Annotated in this window: 13 protein-coding genes; 2 read left to right on the top strand and 11 right to left on the bottom strand. The window is 34.9% G+C overall.

All coding sequences use genetic code 11. From position 1 onward, the window contains the following. Nucleotides 1–104: 104 nt before the first annotated feature. Entirely contained in the window at nt 105–1,061 is a 957-nt protein-coding gene (locus DW761_RS12705) for a D-alanyl-D-alanine carboxypeptidase family protein (RefSeq protein WP_117518378.1), read from the top strand. Nucleotides 1,062–1,083: 22 nt separating this feature from the next. Here DW761_RS12705 and DW761_RS12700 read toward each other — a convergent pair whose 3' ends face one another. The 7 genes from DW761_RS12700 to DW761_RS12670 all read right to left on the bottom strand — a co-directional run bounded on the left by DW761_RS12700 (nt 1,084) and on the right by DW761_RS12670 (nt 12,687). Beyond that, nucleotides 1,084–2,052 (bottom strand): Cna B-type domain-containing protein, encoded by a 969-nt coding sequence (locus DW761_RS12700; RefSeq protein WP_117452789.1) that lies wholly within the window; start codon nt 2,050–2,052, stop codon nt 1,084–1,086. Then, nucleotides 2,036–2,908 carry a class C sortase gene (locus DW761_RS12695; RefSeq protein WP_117452790.1) on the bottom strand — a complete coding sequence of 291 codons (873 nt, stop codon included), beginning with the start codon at nt 2,906–2,908 and terminating at the stop codon, nt 2,036–2,038. The genes DW761_RS12700 and DW761_RS12695 overlap by 17 nt, the downstream gene beginning before the upstream one ends. 77 nt (nt 2,909–2,985) lie before the next feature. After that, on the bottom strand, nt 2,986–4,536 hold the full coding sequence (locus DW761_RS12690; protein ID WP_117518377.1) for a SpaA isopeptide-forming pilin-related protein: 1,551 nt from the start codon (nt 4,534–4,536) through the stop codon (nt 2,986–2,988). A gap of 18 nt (nt 4,537–4,554) precedes the next feature. Next, a complete protein-coding gene (locus tag DW761_RS12685) occupies nt 4,555–8,358 on the bottom strand; it encodes a collagen-binding domain-containing protein (protein ID WP_117518376.1) in 3,804 nt (1,267 codons plus the stop codon). 379 nt (nt 8,359–8,737) lie between these two features. Continuing rightward, nucleotides 8,738–11,173 carry an AAA family ATPase gene (locus DW761_RS12680; RefSeq protein ID WP_117518375.1) on the bottom strand — a complete coding sequence of 812 codons (2,436 nt, stop codon included), beginning with the start codon at nt 11,171–11,173 and terminating at the stop codon, nt 8,738–8,740. Between the two features lie 24 nt (nt 11,174–11,197). Then, the gene (locus DW761_RS12675; protein WP_117452793.1) at nt 11,198–12,043 is read right to left on the bottom strand and encodes a MurR/RpiR family transcriptional regulator; all 846 of its coding nucleotides are present in this window, start codon (nt 12,041–12,043) and stop codon (nt 11,198–11,200) included. A gap of 5 nt (nt 12,044–12,048) precedes the next feature. Continuing rightward, nucleotides 12,049–12,687, bottom strand: a complete 639-nt coding sequence (locus tag DW761_RS12670; protein WP_117452794.1) for a Crp/Fnr family transcriptional regulator — start codon at nt 12,685–12,687, stop codon at nt 12,049–12,051. A 129-nt stretch (nt 12,688–12,816) separates the two neighbouring features. Between DW761_RS12670 and DW761_RS12665 the strand changes: the two genes are divergently transcribed. After that, nucleotides 12,817–13,149: a rhodanese-like domain-containing protein gene (locus DW761_RS12665; protein WP_117452795.1), complete on the top strand. Its 333-nt coding sequence runs from the start codon at nt 12,817–12,819 to the stop codon at nt 13,147–13,149. Between the two features lie 11 nt (nt 13,150–13,160). Here DW761_RS12665 and DW761_RS12660 read toward each other — a convergent pair whose 3' ends face one another. The 4 genes from DW761_RS12660 to DW761_RS12645 are packed head-to-tail and all read right to left on the bottom strand — an operon-like array spanning nt 13,161 to nt 16,611. Then, on the bottom strand, nt 13,161–13,895 hold the full coding sequence (locus DW761_RS12660) for a nucleoside/nucleotide kinase family protein (protein ID WP_117518374.1): 735 nt from the start codon (nt 13,893–13,895) through the stop codon (nt 13,161–13,163). Next, on the bottom strand, nt 13,892–14,647 hold the full coding sequence (gene yaaA, locus DW761_RS12655; RefSeq protein WP_117518373.1) for a peroxide stress protein YaaA: 756 nt from the start codon (nt 14,645–14,647) through the stop codon (nt 13,892–13,894). The genes DW761_RS12660 and yaaA overlap by 4 nt, the downstream gene beginning before the upstream one ends. Before the next feature lie 3 nt (nt 14,648–14,650). Beyond that, nucleotides 14,651–15,082, bottom strand: a complete 432-nt coding sequence (locus tag DW761_RS12650) for a GNAT family N-acetyltransferase (RefSeq protein WP_117518372.1) — start codon at nt 15,080–15,082, stop codon at nt 14,651–14,653. After that, nucleotides 15,079–16,611 carry an NAD(P)H-hydrate dehydratase gene (locus tag DW761_RS12645; protein ID WP_117518371.1) on the bottom strand — a complete coding sequence of 511 codons (1,533 nt, stop codon included), beginning with the start codon at nt 16,609–16,611 and terminating at the stop codon, nt 15,079–15,081. The genes DW761_RS12650 and DW761_RS12645 overlap by 4 nt, the downstream gene beginning before the upstream one ends. Nucleotides 16,612–16,763 lie beyond the last annotated feature (152 nt).

Below are 16,763 nucleotides of genomic sequence, written 5' to 3'. Positions count from 1 at the left end.
AATCCAAAAGTAAGAAAAATTTAAGGAGCGTATCTTTCTTGTATTGACACCACTTCATTCAAGGGGTACACTTTTTATACGAAACAGAAAGGATACATATACAAATGAAAATACATAAAAAGCGATGGTATGTGGTGCTTGTCATTATCATTGCCTTACTCATAGGCGATATCAGCTTCTTTATTATGGGAAAATTCTTCCCAAATAAACTCAACGAAGGAAATACACAATTACCAACACCAAGTGAACAACTCATCACAACCCAAAATAATATCAAACAGGGAATCAAAGATATTAAACTAAACAGTCCCTATGCCATATTGATTGATTTAGAAGATCAAAGCATCTTATATGAAAAAAATGCCAATAAAAAAATCTATCCGGCTTCATTAACCAAAGTAATGAGTTGTGTAGTAGCACTTGATCATATCAATGATTTAAATCAAAAAGTAACCGTCACAGAAAAAGACTTAGAAGGCTTAGCAGAAGCTAACGCAAGTGTTGCTGGCTTACAGCCAGGTGATAAAGTCACCTATGAAGATCTCTTATATGCCCTTGTCCTTCCAAGTGGTGCCGATGCAGCCAATGTTCTAGCAAACAACCTGTGTGGCGATATGAAATCCTTCGTACAAGAAATGAATAACAAAGCAAAAGCCTATGGCATGATCAATACCCACTTCATGAATGCCACTGGCTTACATGATGATAACCACTACACAACTATGCATGACCTCAAGCAAATGATGAAACACGCATGGATCAATACAGCATTCCAACAAGTTCTCACAACAACCAAGTATGAAATACCATCAATCCAATTAAAATTCAAAAGTACATTATTACTCTATGGTGATTCCTTATCCTTTGATGGAGGAAAAATCATCGGAGGAAAAAGCGGTTATACACTAGAAGCAGAATGTTGTCTTGTCAGTGTAGCGAAAATGAAAGATGGACACTTATATATGTTTATATCAGCCAAAGCTCCAGGAGAACCACTAAGTGATCACAAGCATATTGATGATGCCAAGCATATGTATGAACAAGTATCAAAATCAAAGTAAAAGGAACGCATTCCGCGTTCCTTTAATTTTGATTTTTACAATGTTTTGCGTATACCAGAATCATCAATCCAGAGAATGCAAACAACGCTACATAGAATCCTAACATTGTTGTATCACCTGTAACAACGGATTTCACTGTTGTTTTATCACCCTTCACAGTTTCAATCATACCATGTGTGATTGTATCTCTATGAATAACCAATTGATTTGTGATAATAAATTGATTCTGATTCTTTTCACTTTTCATTCGATAATTATCTGGAATTTCAATTTCTTGAACATCCCAATTTACATCTTTTGATAAATCATTCCAAGCATATGACCAGTTATTGATATCACTTAATGTCACTGTTTCATTCAATTCACCGTTTCCATATAACCCAACCTGAATAGATTCAGGGCGTGTTTTATCACGATTATTGTTGTCTTTCCAGATTTTCACTACAGATATATCATAGCTTTCTTGTGGATAAGTTACTCCATTTTTAGGATAAGTCGTAACTTGATAATTTACATTACCATCTTTGTCTACATTTGGCATTTGTACATAAAATGGTGTAGAAGTAACTGTATAGTTACTTGCATCTCTTTGATTCTGTACTACTAAATAAATACCATCATTGATATTTGAAAATACTGCTTTTCCATTTTGATCTGTTACAGTTGCAGCTAAAGGCTGTATAGAATGTCCCGCGATAAAGTTCTCACAAAGACGAGCACTTTCTTCCGCATCACCAGATGATATCAAGTTATCTAAATCTAGCTCAAAATCTTTAAAAGTATCATCCAAAACAATATGTGTTCTAGAGTTATCAGTAAATTCCGCAACCTTATAAAGTTGAACATCAATATCAGCTAACAACTCTCCTTCATGAGTTTTATCAACTATTGTAATTGAACCATTCTCAGCAGCTTTAACTGGCAATGCAAATACAGTAAGGAACATGAATGCAACCGCTAATAATCTTGTTATACTATTTAGTTTCTTCATTTTGTAGTCCTTCCTTTCTTTTGCTTTCTTTTTTCTTCTTTTTGAAGATGATAAAGCCTACAATGCCAACTATAGCAAAGCCACTGACAATTACCATCCATAACCAGTCATTCTTATGTTTAGTATAAAGTGAAGTATATTCCTCTGATGTAAAATCAAAATTAGGATCATATTCACCACGAACAAGTAACCTATGCGTATTGATACCATATGGTGTACATGTAATTAACGTTACATATGTTTTATCTTTCTGAATCAGTAAATCTTCTGTTTCTTCAGGTAAAACAACTTTTCTTTGATTTATCTTATATGCAAATACCTGATCCATCGTATGAACAAAGAAAACATCTCCGCTTTTTAAATCTTCTATTCTTGTAAATAATTCTTGCGAAGGTAAGCCAGTATGTGCAGAAAGTAAAGCATGAGAACTTTCTCCAGCAACAGGTAATGATGAATTTTCTATTAGGCCTACACCTTTATTCAAAACATCATCACTGGTTCCATAATAAATCGGAAGATATATATCAGCTTTTGGAATCTCAATATATCCAATCATTGCACCTGGTTGAACCATGAAAAAATCTTTAAATTCATCCATGGATTTTCTAGATATATTCTTTCCACTAAAAGGATCAGCAGGAAATGCTCCAGGTAATGAATTATTATAATCGTAGGCTTGTTTCATTATTTTATCAATTTCCTCTTTATCATAATTTTCAACTTTACTGGTATAATCACCAATTGTTGAAATGGCAAATTGGTTATTAATAAAATTTGCTAAACTAGGATAGACCATTAAGCCTATTCCAGAAATCATAATTAAAATGATAAGTCCCATTATTATACGTCTTTTCATTCCAGCACACTCCCATATACTATTGCTATATAAGCCGATGATTACTCATCGGCTCGTATAAGCATTATATCATAATTTTACGCTTTTTTACTTTTCTTTGAGTAAACTACTAGCATTACACCAGCTAATGCGATTAATGCAGCACCACCAATCATGAAGATTGTTGTACCCATACCACCAGTTTCTGGTAAGTTAATCCCTTTATAGTTATAAATAGTGAAAGAAATAGTACCATCTTTTACTACTGGATTAGTCGTGATTTCTTCATCAATATTAACAATTGAGACTATGCAATTACCTTTATTCTTTGAGTCTTCTTGAATATCAATTGTGATAGGCCCAGTCAATAATGCGTATTCTGTACTTGGAGCATGTATTTCTTCAATTGTATATGTTCCTGCAGCTAAACCTGTAAAAGAGATTTTACCATTTTCATCAGATTTTACTTCTTTTACTAGCTTACCGTCACTATTTTTAATTTCAAACACAGCATCTTTTAATAATCTATCATGATTACTACCATCAGCTTTTAGTAAGTCAAGAGCATAAGTATAAGTTTCTGTCTCATCTTTAATTCCTGAATCAGTTCCATCTGGTTTAGTTGTATAGTGTAATTCTGCAGTATTAGTTTCTGGATTATAAGCCACAGCATTTTCATTAATGTTAGCCAAATAATCAATTTTAACATCAACACCTAATTGAGCATCTTTACGTAACTCATCGTAGTTAAAATCAAAAGTTGTATAAGTAACATTTGCGCCATCAACTACTTTAGATTCACTAGTAAAACCACCATCTTTCAAATATGTTGGATTTACTACAACACCATTTTTAATAACCATGATTTCGCCAACTTTAACATTAATAGAAGTTTTATCTAACGTTAAACCATCTGACATTGTATCGGTAATTTTATAAATAATATTTTTATAGTTTGCTGCATATGTTGGAACTGTAGAATCTATTGTAAATTTATGAGGAATATTTAATTCACCAATATTATAATCAGCATTTTCAACTTTTTTTGTAATATTTAACTCTGAATCTTTTGGATAAATATTCACTTCTTTATTCTTTGTGACGTTGATAAGCATCGCAAGTGATGGAACTCGCCCACTATTAGAAGTGCTAGTAATAGTCTCGGTATTCTCTAGAACTAAATAATATCCTTGATCAATAGAAGATCCTTTTGCATCATCACTTACTCCAGCTAATGTAGAAGGAGTAATCTTCATCGTATAAATATAATCATAAAGTTTTTGTGTAAATAATTGCATTTTAGGATCTTGATTATAGTTTTTTACATCATTTTTTAACAATTGATCAGCTGATGCTAATACTTCTGTACCTAACATAATACCCTTATCTGCATCAAAAGTATATCCACCATGTGTTCCATCAAAGAAATTAGTAAAATCACTATTAATTGTATAAACAGCAATATCTTCACTACCTATTGTCTTTGTTTTTGCATCAAGAACTTTATAAACATCATATGATGCTCCTTCGCGATGAATCGCTATAGTTCCTTTTTCTGTTTTTGATTCAGCGGCAAACGCCGTTGAAACTGTTGTCATCATCATTGCTGCCGCAACGAATAACATACTTAATTTTTTAAATACTTTCATTTTGTTTTCCTCTCTTTCCTAATTTGTACTTTTTTCTTTATTCTTTTTACGCTTGACTTCATATATTGCATACATTGCAAGTCCAGTACAAGCGAGTAAGAATCCTAGTTTCTGATACCTATCATTAGGTGTTCCTCCTGTTTCTGGGACATCTATATTTGGTGTATTTTCTACAGCAAATTTCAATTGAATTTTACTGGTATCAGCTTCCGTTAAATCTAATTTTACTCTATTCATATTTTCATTAGGGACTTTACTATTTCCCATCAATTGATAATAACTATTACTTGGTTCATAATCTATATGAACATAAATATATTTATTGTCAACCACAAAGCCAGATGGAGCATTAGTTTCTTCAAATACATAATCTCCATACGGCATATCAACAATTTTTATCAATCCTTGTCTATCGCCTGTTGTTGGTGTAACTAAATCAACTTCACCTGAGTCGCTTAATTGATATCCACCATTTATTTCATTAAATTTAAGCGGTGCCCCATTCTGTATATCACTATATTTGTATACATTAAATGTTGCATTACCTAAATAATTACTATTTCCTGTTGAACTTTTCTTTTGAATTGTTAAATCTACAGGCTTTAATATATTTTTAACTGTAATAGTACCAGACAATATTCCATCGTTATTATTATATTGAGTATTAAAATTATCTAATGAATTAATTTCCTCAATAGAATAAGTATAACTATAGTTTTTGCCATTTTTAAATTCACTCACAAGTAAATTTTCAAAAGTATGTGTCCACCCATTTTCCTTATTTAAAGTGATTGAATCTCCATAATTGACTATTTCACCTTCAGTTTCTGTGGTAAAATCATTAGATTTTTCGTATACTAATTTTATATCATTTTTCCCTAATATAGTTGCGGCTGGATCCTCATTTTCATAGTATATTTTAACAGTGATATCAGAATTAATATCAGCAAGATTCAAATTGATTCCGTTATATTTATTATTGTTGTATGGAGATTCCTTAAAGCCATCATGATTAAAAGTGAAATTTGTATCTCCCACAACTACTACATCATCTAAATAATAACGGTTTATTTCATCCTTTAGATGACTAGTAGATGAATTAAGGGTTGCACCTTTTTTTATTGGAGGTGTTTCGGTATTCAAATCCTTAATCAATTGATTTTTGTAATATACTTTGTATTTAATCTTATAACCTTCTCTAATTGATGAATGTTGTTTTAATTGCACTTGAATAGGTTTTTTATGGCTTTCATCTAACGCTGTATTACCATCTGTATCAAACCATTCTTTATTTACTTTAACACTTGTTTTTCTAGTATTCTTGAAAGTTAAAGCTTCTGAACCTTGTGATAAATCAATTTGATCAGTACATTCTACGTTTCTATAGTAGCCTGTTACTTCAGCTTTTAATTGTCCATAACCTACATCACTACTATTTTTTATTACATCCACTAAGATGTAAAAGCTTTGTGAATTTTCTTCATATTCATTTGTATTTTGATATACCTCGGATACCTTATATTTATATATACCTTCTTTGGTATATAAATTCATATCAAAATTTATATTACCTACTTCATCACTCTTTACTGTTTTGGAGGATACATTAGTTGAAGCTCCATCTGGGCTACATATAGTCTCTAATTTAAAATAAAATGTTTCATCATCATTTGGCATTCTACCATCTACTAATTTATTAAAGCCAAAACTTAAATCTGTTTTGAATGGCCACATATGACCTTCTGCAGTGGAGCTTACTTGTTTCGCTATAATGGAACCGTTGTAATCTCCACTTCTTATATCAACATTAGCCTTTGGTGCTACCAAATGACCAACAAGTTTATTTAATCCACTTGTCTCTCCAGCTTTATTAAACCCAATTTTAATTTGTTGAGCATTTGGCATAAAATATGCAATATTTATACCCTTTTCTACTTCTGAACTAGCAAATTGATATGCGCCAATATCTGTTACTGCTTCTGTACTCCCTAGTGCATCGCTTTTACTTTTGAAAATATAAGGCATATGCAGGCCACCATAAGCCGCCTCTGAAGTTGTATAATCATCAGGCACATTAATAAATGTGGTAGTTTGAGTGGCTTCATTTAAACTTTCATAATCATAGATGATAGCATCTATTTTTTCAAATGCCCCTTTATCAAAAACGTAATTATATCCTAATTTGATTTTAAGAACAGTCTTAAATTGTTCTTCATTACTTGAAACAACTTCATAACTATCGCTTTTTTTCCCAACTACTAAATCATCAGCATTAATGTTCACTTTTTCAACAAACTTGCCATTTGTATCGTAACCTTCAAATTTAGCTAACTGACTTAATTGAGAATCAATTTCGGCTTCGGCTTTGTCAAAATCAACATAATTATCACTGTAATAATAATTGTAATAATTTTTGTCATCAATATCTTGTATAGTATACTTAGATGTGCCATTCGTCTTTCCTACAAAAAATGGAACATTTGAATCCGTCTGAATAGTATTTACAATATTCGCATTACCTTTTATATATGTTGGAGCATTGTGTAGACTATCAACTCTAGTAGTGGTCCCACCAATATTTAATTTTCCATCCCCAATAGCTGCCTCACCATTACCATTTGCCGATTGTTTAGTTGCCTCACCACCTACAATCATTGGTCCTACAACGTGTGTTCCATAGTAATAATTAAACGTAAATACGTTATAATTACCTAGAATGTAGAATAAATTGTACTGTTCACCAAAATCTCCAAATTTATATTCTTGGTTATGATCCCTATTTTCATCAGTTCTCCACACCTTGTAATTATCAGGATAATTACCTACAGATGTATCAGGATCGTCTCCACTATTATCATAAGATGTTGATCTCGCTGATCTATATTGTAGCTTAGATTTAACGCTTGGTTTCACACTAGATTCAAACTTGATCTTGCTTTGATCAATTGCTACGACTTCATCATTTGATGTAAATGTTACTTGATAGTAGTATTTCTTGCCTGTTATCTGATCTAAGATTTCTGTAATGATGTTGTTTTCTTTGTCAGCTGATTCTGTTACTCGTTCAGCTTTCATCACTACATTATCTGGAATATCTCTTTGTGTAACGCTTGCTTTGATTTTTACTGTATCATCTTCCCAAGTGAATTCTCTTGGTGCGTAAATGGCATTTACGTTTTCTTGAGCGTTCATACTGTTTTCAACTGGTTTGAAATTTGGATTTGTATAAGTGTAAGTTGCGGTTTCTGTAATCCAGTAATCTGTTTCAATTTTGAATGTTGCTTCATTTAGGAATTTTCTTTCCTGTTCATTTTCTTTAACATCCGCAATCTTTGCATGTGTATTGTATTTAATCATCATGTTACTGAATGTTTTTGTTTTATCTGTGAACATGATTTTGAAGTGTGTAAACTGTGCTGCATCTTCTTTATTCATTGTGAACAATCCATCACTAGGATTTGTATAATACAATTCATAATCAGTACCTTCTACCAATTCAATCTGTTTCCCACCTGTGTGATCAACGATTTGAAGATTTAGTGTATCAGGTGTTGCATACAGGTTATCCTGCATCGTATTTTCATAATCGTTATACAGCAACATGTTTTCATCTGTTGTTTCAATGGTGCTGCTCCATGGGATCAGTAATTCACCATCTTCTGTACTTTGAATGTTTTCTTCATCACATAACTGTATAACTTTTGCAGGCGCATTTGTTTCATCATTGGCAAATAAGCTTGTCAAATCAAACAATGAAACAACCATCAGTAAAGCCAGCATTAATTTCCCTAACCGTCTGCCAATGCGATAAACCTGATCCATAGCCTAACCACCTTTCTTGTAAATAAATCTGTGAGTAAATCCCTCTTTTTTGTTGTCTTTCTGAATACGATTACATTTTAATACATGGTATAGACCAAGTCAATGGTATAGACCAAAATTGCTCAATTTTCAGATTTTTGCGTTTTTAACCCCTGATTTTAAGCCATATTATCGAAATATTTCTGAATTTTAAAAAAAATTCATATTTTGGTATATACCATGACAAATTTGTGATATAATAATTGGCCATTTATGGAAAATACTGGAAAAACATAGAAAAATCGCCCCTTATAGCGTATAAAATACGTATTTCAAGGGACGATGAGTATGTAATATTTGAAATTTGTTTAAAAATTATGCTTGACATTGTTTTTTTATTTTATTTTACCTCAAGAAACTGCCCAGTAATAGACTGTTCACAGGCACAAACATCCTGTATCTGACCACATACAAGGACTTGTCCTCCTTCATTTCCACCTTGTGGGCCCAGATCTGCGATCCAGTCAGCTTCCCTGATTACCTGCAGGTTGTGTTCTACCACAATGAGTGTATTGCCTGCTTCTTTCATTTTTGTCAACATGTCGAGGAAGCGGTTTACATCTTGGGGATGTAAACCAATGGTAGGTTCATCAAGTAAGTACAGACGTTTTTTACCACGGGTATCTAAGATTTCTTTGACGAACTGAAGGCGTTGTAATTCTCCGGATGATAAGGAAGTCATCGGCTGATGTAGCATAAGATAGCCAAGTCCTGCTTCTTTCATTAAGGAGAATATCTTATAGAGCTTGCGATTGTCTTTGAATAACAGGAAGGCTTCTTCCACGGATTGTTTCAACAGCTCGTGGATGGAATATCCTTTGTATTTGATTTGGAGGACTTCTTTTTCAAACTGGGCACCATGACACAGTGGACATACGATTTCAATATCTTCAAAAAACAAGAGATTGCTTTTGATGGTTCCCATACCTTCACAACGCTCACATCTTCCACCTTTTGAGTTAAAGGAGAAAGTGGAAGAAGTAAAGCCTTTGGCTTTGGCAAGGGGCTGTGAAGCGTATAGCTTGCGTATTTCATCATAAGCATGAATATACGTTGCCACATTGCTGCGTTTCATCGTGGTGATGGCCTGTTGTCTTATCTGTATGATCTGATCAAAGCCATATTCTTTTTGAAGGCGTTCTTTTTGTTTGGCTAATTCATCAAAGACCAGTGTGCTTTTTCCTGATCCACTGACACCTGTGACAACATTGAATGCCTGTAAAGCGAAACATGCGTCTACATGTTTTAAATTATGGGCACAGGCATCTTTGATCCACATAAATTTATCCGGGCGCTTTTTTTCTTTGTTACTGATATCTTCTTGCATATATTGTTTGATGATACTGTCTGGATGCTGCATGATTTCTTCATAGGTACCTCTGGCAATGATGCTTCCCCCATAGTTTCCTGCCTGTGGACCTACTTCTATTATATAGTCACTTTCTTTTAATACATCAACATCATGTTCAATCACTAACATCGTATTACCTTTATCACGCATGGCTTTTAAGATATCAATGACACCCTGGCTGTCTTGTGGATGAAGTCCACGTGTTGGCTCATCTAATACATACAGAATACCGGTTAGCTCACTGTCTAATGCGGCGGCTAGCTGCATGCGTTGTGCTTCTCCTCCGGATAAGGTAGATGTCTGTCTTTCCAGCTGAAGATATCCCAAACCGACTTTCTGTAGACGATTGATCTTGGTTTTTAAATCCAACAGATATACATCCACCTGTTGTTTTTCATCTGGTGATAAACTATCTTCTAACTCTATGACCCAGCTGGCTAATTCTTCCAGAGTTAAACGTGTTAATGAGGTAATTGTTGCATCATGTACGATTGCTTCTCTTGCGTATTTTTGTAATTTATCCCCACCACAATCAGGGCAGGTTTTGGTATAGATATATGGCTCCAGCTGTTTTTTGATTCCTTTAGCTTCCGCTATTTTTTTATGAATGGATGGAAATAGGCCTTCCATTTTGCCCTCCATGGTATTTTTAGGTGGCTTGATATCAGGAAATGCCTGTTTTACTTTTTCATCTTCTACTCCATAAAACAACATGCGTTTTTGTATATATGACCACATGTTTAAAGGAAGCGGTGTAACATCTTCGATATGATAATAAGCAAACATCTTTTTTAATATTTCTATCATATAATCCAGATAACGATGCTCCCATATGGCGATAGCTCCTTGTTTCAGAGTTTTGGTTTCATCGATCAGTTTTGTTTCATCTATGGCATAAACATAGCCTAGTCCATGACATGTTTCACATGCGCCCTCTCTTGTATGGAAGGAAAAATGAGAACGTGTCAGTTTATCAATTTTATGACCACATGCTTCACAATAGATAGATACATGAAATTCTTCACCGTCTTTTTCACATTCTTCTCTGCATGCCATCTGTGCGATTCGCTGATGACATACCGGACATTCTCTGATGGATAATTTTTCATAGATCATACGCAAATCGGTATAGATATTGGTAATAGTCCCCAAAGAGGAACGTGGTTGATTGGCATAGGCCTTTGCTTTGATCAATAATGCTGGTGATACGTTACGGATTTCTTCTACATCTGGTTTTTGTATGCCCTGCATCCCCATTGCTTCCAGATATTGTCGCTGGCATTCCTGAAACAATACATCGATTGCCAAAGTGGATTTCCCAGATCCACTGACGCCGCATAATACACAAAGACTTTGCTTTGGAATACGGATATTGACATGTTTCAAGTTCCCCTGATTTGCATTTTTAATTAATATATCCAGCATATGCTTCTCCTTTTTCTTTTTTTATTATTTTAATTTCATATGTACGTAATAGTTTTTCAGGCGTTCTTTATTATCTTCAAAATGTCTGGAAAATAACATCATATAGATACAGTCTGATACATACAGCATACTGGTACGGGAACCAAAAGAACCCATCTTTAATATACTTTCATCATTATCAAATAAAATCAATGCTTCACTCATTTTTGCCAGTACACTTTCTTTATTGGCAGTCACCACGATCATGGGAATCTCATGCAGGCGAAGCATCTGAAACAGCTGTTTAAAATCAGGTGAATCGGCATAGCGGCTGAATATTAAAGCAACTTGCTTTTGATCTTTGCGATATAATGTAGGATTTTGAAAGCCGTGCATTGCTTCAAGTACACAAGGCATGCCGATCCGTTTGAATTTTAAATGTAGATCTTCTGCGATCAATAAGGATTCTTCCCTTCCATAAAGGGTGATGATATCAGCATTCTCCAATAAATCAACGGCTTTGTTCATGGCTTCGATATCCATGGAGTGAAAGGCATCCGTTAATGCCTGATAATGCAGGTTTACCATGATCTGCAGAATATCCTGTGGCGTTTCTTCTTTTCTGATTGGCATTTCCTGCATGATACGCTCTGTCTGTAAAACGAAGGTATTGATTTCCGTAGCCAGCTTGATTTTAAATTCACCATAGCCACTCATACCCAGTTTTTTACACAAGCGCACAATCGTTGCCGTTGAGGTATACGCTTTTTTCGCTAAATCCTCAATTGTTAGATTCAATGTTGCTTTGGGATCTTTTAATATTTCATCTGCGACACGTTGCTCCAGATCACTGAATTTTTCAATATCGCGTAATTGCTCCATGATTAGCATATGCTTCACCTCTTTACCTTTCTGTATTCTTTTTCTAATGCCAAAATGTCAATAATTTCTATTTTTCCTTTTCCAAGTACCACCCAGCCATATTGTTCATATTCTTTTAATTTACGGGATATCACTTCACGTGCACTGTGCAGTTCAAAAGCGATATCTTTATGTGTGACATAAATGCGTGAGGTTGTTTGTGAGATCAGATAGCCTAATAATCGTTCTTCTACTGATTCATTTTTCAACTGGTTATTTGCCATTAGCTTATGCATCTTTGTAATTGCATCACTATATACCGCTAACAGGAAGGCAGCATCTTTCATCAATACATTTTGAAAGAAGGCAGGAGAAACCAGATAAATCGTACTGTCTACCAAAGCCATTGATTTGATATTTCCACTGTTTTGTTTAATTAGACAGTTCATGACTTCATGACAATAATCCCCAGGCTTTAAATCATAAAGAAAGCTTTCTTCTCCATTTTCTAATATCTGTGTGATCCGTAATGCCCCTTTGGTAAGCAGCGGAAATCCTGCACACTGCATATATGGTTGTTTTAAGATTTCTTTTGCCTTAACTTGTATACAGGCAAGCTCCTGTATCTGGGTGTATTGATCAAGCACTGGATAATATAATTGTATATCTTTCATTCTGTTCCTCCTGTTTTTTCCTTATATATTATATCATACGTGTTCTTATAATATGGCATGGATTTGTGACTTTGTCACCTTTTTCCTTCTTATGGATATGATAGAGTATTTGAAAAGGAGCGTGAACGAATGTTATTTTTCAAAAAAGAAACCTATGATAAACAATCAATAGAAGCAGGAATCGCCGAGTATCGTAAAAATACCTCCATTCATTTGATTGATGTAAGGACAAAAGAGGAATATGATGAGGGGCATATTTTAGGCAGCAGCAATCTTCCTTTACAAGAAATTGGAAGTATCACGCATCGTTATCCGGATAAGCATTCCCCTTTATATATTTACTGTCATAGCGGTGCCAGAAGTAAACGGGCATGTCAGTATCTTGTGAAAAACGGATATGATCATGTCGTGGATTTAGGTGGTATCATGCGTTATGATGGTCCACTAAAAAAGAGTAAATGAGCGCACATTCATCATTTACTCTTTTTATATGTTTTGCCATCATATATAAGCGTTGTATGGGCAGGCAGTTTATGTGCTAATACACGTTCTACATTTTTTCCATCGCTGTTTTCATAAAAGGCAACGGCCTCATGTGGCAGTGCCCCGCCCTTCATCTTACGATTGATTAAACGGGTTTTTACAGCATCACTGTTTGTGGTGATGAAAATAGAATCATCACACATGGTCTGTAATTCCTTCCATGGTGCTTCATCCAACAACAGATAATTTCCTTCTAGTACAATAATGGGTGCATGTACCGCAATCACATCATCCTCAACATCATGTTTTACACGATTATAATACGGCCAACGGATATCTTCTTCTTTAACCTTTTCCAGCAATGTTTTAAAACGCTTGTAGTCAAAGCTTTCTGGACATCCTTTTACTGATTTCATCGATACCATTTTACCATCAACTTCTACGCTGTGCGATAAGATGTAAGATTGATAGTGATGAAAACCATCCATACCCAATGCCTGTATCCGCTTACCGCCTTCTTGTATGGACAGATATTCAAACAAAGCCGCAAGAGTGGATTTTCCAGCAGCAGGAGGTGCTGCCAGAAATACAATAATACGATGGTTTTTCTTTTCCACCATTTCTTCCCATTGTTTCATCAAAGGTTTTACGACTTCTTCTATAAACGTTTCTTCATATTGTGCTTCCACCTGATGTCCATTGATATCAAATGTGTATTGTTTCATGCTTTGTCCTTCTTTCTTGTAAATACGTAAGCATCTTTTTTTGATAGTTCTTCATGATAACTATAACCAAGCTCCTGAAAGTTTTTTGCGTCTTCTACATGTTGGGCCTGTATCTGTGCCAAATAGCGCACCATGGCACCTCTTGCCATCTTCACATAAACGCCTTTTTCCTTATATGTACCTTGTTCCTCTTCCATAAAGTAACAGCGTACATATCGATCATTTTTATTTAAATAACGCGTAATTACATGGGAATATTGCCGGCTTGCTAAATCTAATATTTCATGATCCTCTTTGGTTAATTGTTGATAGATTCGCTTCCCCCAAAACTGGTATAAATTCTCAAATCCATGTCTTGGTATACGATTATCTAATTCTAAACGATAAGGATATATTGCATCAAATGGCGATAAGATGCCATAAAAACCTGACAGGATACGTAAATGCTCTTCTACATAGGCAAAATATTCATCAGGAAATATACCAGGTGCCATATAGGTATACTGAATACCATCGTAGGCTAACAGCGCTGGTGTTCCTGCTTGTTTAAAATCCATCATGCGATACATAAGAAATGCTTCTTTGGCAATCGTATCACTGGTTTTTAATGTTCTTTTGATTTCTGATATGGAGCATGTTTTTAACTGCTTCAACAGTTTTTTCGCATCTTTCTCAAATACTGGCCGCTGTTTTGGCGATAGATAGTCCACATCATTTCGCATCTTTTTGGCTGGTGCTATGATAATTTTCATAAGTTAGCGATTGTAAAACATAGGAAGGAAACGAATACCGTTTTCTTCTTTCATATGCTCTGTTGCACAAAACCCCAGTTCTCGATATATTTCTGTTGCATATGGGGATGAATTTACACTGATCCTGTGATCGGGAATCTGCGCTAACATATACGTAAATAAAGCTTTGCCAATACCAAGATGTTGATGTGTATCCTTCACAAAAAACAACGCAATATGATTGTTTCGCATCGCTATCATTCCAATCATCTGATTTTTATCAAATGCGCCATAGTATACAAGTGGCTTCGTAAGTGATGGTGTATGAAGAAACTGATAAAATTCATCGATTCCTCTTTGTGTATAATCAATTCCTACATATTTTTCAAACACTTCCCATGCCAGATCCAATGCCTGGGGAATTTGTTGTTTCTCTAATTGTTGGATATGCTTCATTGTCGGTTCCTCAATTCTTTATATATATGAGATGATTCTTCAATAATATCCTTAGCTAATATGGCATTATAATCTTTGGCCTTGATTAACTCATCTGCACATCTTGCATGAACATATACTGCACAACAGGCACTTTTTAAAGCATCCTTGCTTTGTCCATATAATCCACAAAGCATGCCACATAATACATCCCCACTGCCACCTTTGGCAAGTGCATTATTACCAGCCAGATTCATATAGCTGAACGCTTTGTTGCAAACGATGGTATGTTCATTTTTATAAATCAAAGTGATATTGCCATAGCCTTTTAGAAATGTTTGTACGACTTCCATTGGATCATTTAAAACATCATCTAATTTGCGAGCGGATAAATAACTCATTTCTTTTGGATGTGGTGTTAAAATCGTTGGCGCTTTGCGTTTTAACCATTCTGGATGTTTGCCCGCTAGATATAAGGCATCTCCATCCAGGATACATGGCAGATTGCTTTTTAATACCAGTTCCACTAGTGCATTCGCACCTTTTCCTCTACCCATGCCATTGCCAATGGTCACAAAATCAAACAGATCCAGCTGATCTTTCAACTCTTCAGCACTCTTTTCTGAAAAATAGCCATCTTCATCAGATAAAGGAAGCAGCATGCATTCTTCCATCTTTCCTGCCATGATTGCATTAATGCTGGAAGGAAGAGCAATCGTCAAGGTACCAATACCACTAGAAAGTGCAGCTTTTGCGCACATGGCAAGTGCACCATGCATTCGCATACTACCTCCTATTATCAATGCTTTACCATAACTGCCTTTATTACTATGGGCTTGTCGTTTAGGCAAAAAAGACGCAATCAAATCATCATCCATAACTTCATTTCCATTACTTTTGACAATAATCTCCTGTGGCATTGCGATATCCTCTACCACAACATCCCCACAATAAGCACTACCAGGATACATCACATTGCCTGGCTTATAACATACCAAAGATACTGTTTTTGTGGCCTGTATGCCACATCCCATGATTGCCCCACTGTCCCCATTGATTCCACTGGCAATATCAATACTGATTACATATTTATGCATGGTATTTAACGTTAAAATCAACTGATCATAAAAACCTTCAATATTTCTGGATAAGCCTGTGCCAAACAAGGCATCAATGACGATATCCGCTGAGGCAAACATTTTCTTTACTTCTTTTAAATCTTCACTTTGATAAATGGGAATATGGTAGCTGCCTGCGATAGCCGCATAGATTTTTTCATCATGGGACATCTTTTCAAATGGCACATTACAAAAAATCATCACTTGCTCATATCCATCCTGTTTTAACAGCCTTGCTAAAGCAAAACCATCTCCTCCATTATTGCCGGGACCACATAATATCACGATATGTTTATTTTTATCTGCGACAAGATCCACATGTTTTTTTACCGCCATGGCCGCATGTTCCATCAAAACCACACCCGGAATATGATATTCCTCCATTGCGATACGGTCCATTTCTTTCATAGTTTTGGTTGTGACGATTTTCATAAGACACCATCCTCTCTCTTTCTTATATTATATACGCTGAACATAAAAATTCATAGTATCCTGTTTCAGCTCTTTTATGTAAAAATAGCTTGTGAAAATTTTCTCATTTTTAATTTTAAAACTATTGTGGTGAACCACTACTTGCGTTATAA

Origin of the sequence: Absiella sp. AM29-15 (assembly GCF_003434225.1) — a bacterium.
In the GTDB taxonomy this organism is placed as follows: Bacteria; Bacillota_I; Bacilli_A; order Erysipelotrichales; family Erysipelotrichaceae; genus Hoskinsella; species Hoskinsella hominis.
The sequence above is the reverse complement of the archived record's forward strand: the minus strand, read 5'-3'. Positions and strand labels throughout refer to the sequence as shown.

Coding starts and splice junctions, on each gene's coding strand:
- DW761_RS12705 (WP_117518378.1), top strand. CDS start 105: ATGAAAATACATAAAAAGCGATGGTATGTGGTGCTTGTCATTATCATT.
- DW761_RS12675 (WP_117452793.1), bottom strand. CDS start 12,043: ATGCTAATCATGGAGCAATTACGCGATATTGAAAAATTCAGTGATCTG.
- DW761_RS12700 (WP_117452789.1), bottom strand. CDS start 2,052: ATGAAGAAACTAAATAGTATAACAAGATTATTAGCGGTTGCATTCATG.
- DW761_RS12645 (WP_117518371.1), bottom strand. CDS start 16,611: ATGAAAATCGTCACAACCAAAACTATGAAAGAAATGGACCGTATCGCA.
- DW761_RS12695 (WP_117452790.1), bottom strand. CDS start 2,908: ATGAAAAGACGTATAATAATGGGACTTATCATTTTAATTATGATTTCT.
- DW761_RS12685 (WP_117518376.1), bottom strand. CDS start 8,358: ATGGATCAGGTTTATCGCATTGGCAGACGGTTAGGGAAATTAATGCTG.
- DW761_RS12660 (WP_117518374.1), bottom strand. CDS start 13,895: ATGAAACAATACACATTTGATATCAATGGACATCAGGTGGAAGCACAA.
- yaaA (WP_117518373.1), bottom strand. CDS start 14,647: ATGAAAATTATCATAGCACCAGCCAAAAAGATGCGAAATGATGTGGAC.
- DW761_RS12690 (WP_117518377.1), bottom strand. CDS start 4,536: ATGAAAGTATTTAAAAAATTAAGTATGTTATTCGTTGCGGCAGCAATG.
- DW761_RS12670 (WP_117452794.1), bottom strand. CDS start 12,687: ATGAAAGATATACAATTATATTATCCAGTGCTTGATCAATACACCCAG.
- DW761_RS12680 (WP_117518375.1), bottom strand. CDS start 11,173: ATGCTGGATATATTAATTAAAAATGCAAATCAGGGGAACTTGAAACAT.
- DW761_RS12665 (WP_117452795.1), top strand. CDS start 12,817: ATGTTATTTTTCAAAAAAGAAACCTATGATAAACAATCAATAGAAGCA.
- DW761_RS12650 (WP_117518372.1), bottom strand. CDS start 15,082: ATGAAGCATATCCAACAATTAGAGAAACAACAAATTCCCCAGGCATTG.